The 1,557-nt window shown below is 67.1% G+C and carries 3 protein-coding genes; all 3 read left to right on the top strand.

All coding sequences use genetic code 11. The features are described 5' to 3' along the window. Window positions 1-292: hypothetical protein (locus FDN03_RS16325; protein WP_212743956.1), on the top strand; the 292-nt coding region annotated here is incomplete at its 5' end. A gap of 1 nt (window position 293) precedes the next feature. Further along, on the top strand, window positions 294-683 hold the full coding sequence (locus tag FDN03_RS16320; RefSeq protein WP_138178624.1) for a VOC family protein: 390 nt from the start codon (window positions 294-296) through the stop codon (window positions 681-683). A gap of 99 nt (window positions 684-782) precedes the next feature. Then, complete coding sequence (locus FDN03_RS16315) at window positions 783-1,421, top strand: TIM barrel protein (RefSeq protein WP_212743955.1); 639 nt, start codon at window positions 783-785, stop codon at window positions 1,419-1,421. Window positions 1,422-1,557: the final 136 nt, after the last annotated feature.

Raw genomic sequence — 1,557 nt, 5'->3', positions numbered from 1 at the left:
GACCGCGATGCAGTTCGCGCGGACCGGCGCGACGATCGTCGCGGCCGGGCTGAAGGACCGGCTTCTCGACGGGCCCGACGTCAGCCAGATGCCACTGCGCCATCTGACCATCGCGCCAGGCGGCGGCCTCGCCCTCGCCGGAGCCTGCCCGATGATCAACGAGGGCAAGGTGCCCACCGGCGTGCTCCACGGAGCGTCCTTCCCACTCGAACAGTTCGAGGTCGCGCTGGCGCTGGCCGCTCGACGGGTCCCCGGCCAGGACGCGGTGCGCGTCTCCCTCAAGGTGGCCTGACATGACCGTGTCGCGCGTGGAAGTCGGGCTCGTCAGCACGAACGAGGCGCTGGTGGACTTCTTCATCACCGTCTTCGACCTGAAACGACTCCCGGTGATCACGTCAGGGGCGGGGGTGCTCCATCCGCTCCAGGCACCCGGCGTCACGATCAAGGTCATGGTTCCCGCGCAGCCCCCCACCGTGACCGAGCCTCCCGCCGTCTTCATCGGTGCGACCGGCATCCGGTACCTCACGATGTACGTCGACGATCTGGGGAAGATCACGGATCGTGTGCTGGCTGCCGGGGGGCGGCTGGTCATGGGCCCCCTCGACGTCGCCCCCGGCGTGCGCCTCGCGGTCTTCGGTGACCCTGACGGTAATGCCCTCGAAGTCGTCGAGGGTGCTTCCTGAACCGACCCGCCTCTGCTGCCCGGACACCGCACGGCCCAGCCGGGAGCCGGGACCTTCCGGCGCAGCAGATCTCTGCCACCATATAAGGAGGCGAACCCGATGGAGAACCTGGGCATCGAGTTCCTCAGCGTCTTCGGCATGCCACCGGTGGAATTTGTCTCCCTCGCCGCTGACCTCGGCTGCCGGCACATCTCCACCGGCCTGGAATCCAATCCGTACAGCTCACTGGGATACCCGCCGTTCTCACTACGCGAGGATGCCGCCCTGCGGCGGGAGATGATCGCGGCGATGCGCGACCGCGGCATCTCCATCTCGCTCGGGGAGGGAATGAACATCCGTGCGGGCTCCGACGTTCGCAACCGAGCTCCCGACCTTGAGCTCATGGCCGAGCTGGGTGTTCGACGGGTCAACACCGTCTCCCTCGATCCCGATCTGGGTCGCAGCGTGGAGCAGTTCGGAATCCTCACCGAGATGGCGGCGTCCTTCGGCATGGAGGCGACCCTGGAGCCGAGCCCGGGCCTGACCATCGGGGATCTGTCGACAGCGCTCCACGCCATTCGCCAGGTCGGGCGGCCGGACTTCCGTATCCTCATCGACACGATGCACGTCGTCCGGGCCGATTCCACGCCCGCCGACCTCGCGGCGCTGGAGTCCGACGTCGTCGGATACATCCAGCTTAGCGACGCGCCGCTGGTCCCGAGCACCTCCGCCTACATGCCGGAGTCGAGGTTCGAGTGAATGGTGTCCTGCACGGGCGAGCTGCCGTTGTTCGACAGACTCTCCCCACTCCCGCGAACACCGTGAATCGGAATCGCGGGTACAAGACCCGCAACTTCAGAGACGTGATGCACTACGTGCGAGGCTTCTTCGAGGT

This window comes from Glutamicibacter sp. V16R2B1 (assembly GCF_005774635.1).
GTDB lineage: Bacteria > Actinomycetota > Actinomycetes > Actinomycetales > Micrococcaceae > Glutamicibacter > Glutamicibacter creatinolyticus.
This window is presented reverse-complemented; position numbering and strand designations above follow the sequence as displayed.